A 683-nucleotide genomic window follows, 5' to 3' on the forward strand; every position below is an offset into this window, starting at 1 on the left:
GGCCGGCGTCATGCTGCTCGCTCTTCAAGACGAAAAGGTATCCCAAGGCGAGCTTGACCTGGCGCCAGAAGTTGAACGTGACAGGACGCGGCTCATGCACGCCATGGATGCAATCAACGGACGTTACGGAAAGGGCACATTGCACGTTGGTTCGACAGGGCAGAGCGAGTGGAACCGAGAGTGGGGAATGCGCCAGGATCGACGCACCCCGCGATACGCCACCAGGTTGTCCGAGATCCCGGTGGCCAAGGCATGAGCGTGCAGTGGTACGCTGCACAGCAGAACGTTTTCAACGCCTGCCAGAGGGGGGTCTATGGGATATGCGGATGGGGTTGCCGATGCGATGCTTGCAAGCCGTGCGGCCAGTGCAGAAAGCCAGGCCGCACGCGCGGTGGCGGATCTGCACGACGCGAAGCGTCGCCACGAGCGCGATATGGCCAGCGCCCGGAATGAGATTGCCGAACTACGTGCGACGCTGTCTCAGCTGAGAAAAGACAACGCCAGACAGGTTGCGCAGTCCCTCTGCGCGCAATCCATCGTGGGTGGCATGACCACGCTTCTGTTGAAAGCCAACGGCGCCCATCCAGCGCTTGAAGCAGTCAGGCAGCAGGTTGCGCAGGAGGCGAAGAAAATCATGCAGAAGCAGGATGCCTTGAATGCCGGCGACCCGCACTGGATAGGCC

General features: G+C 61.3%; 2 protein-coding genes. Both read left to right on the forward strand.

What is annotated here, in order from left to right:
- Positions 1-256: DUF4113 domain-containing protein (locus GVJ63_RS21835; protein WP_159227354.1), on the forward strand; the 256-nt coding region annotated here is incomplete at its 5' end.
- A 57-nt stretch (positions 257-313) separates the two neighbouring features.
- Positions 314-683 (forward strand): hypothetical protein (locus GVJ63_RS21840; protein ID WP_159227355.1); only part of this gene is annotated, 370 nt, incomplete at its 3' end.

Source organism: Pantoea sp. 18059 (assembly GCF_902706165.1).
Lineage (GTDB): Bacteria > Pseudomonadota > Gammaproteobacteria > Enterobacterales > Enterobacteriaceae > Pantoea > Pantoea agglomerans.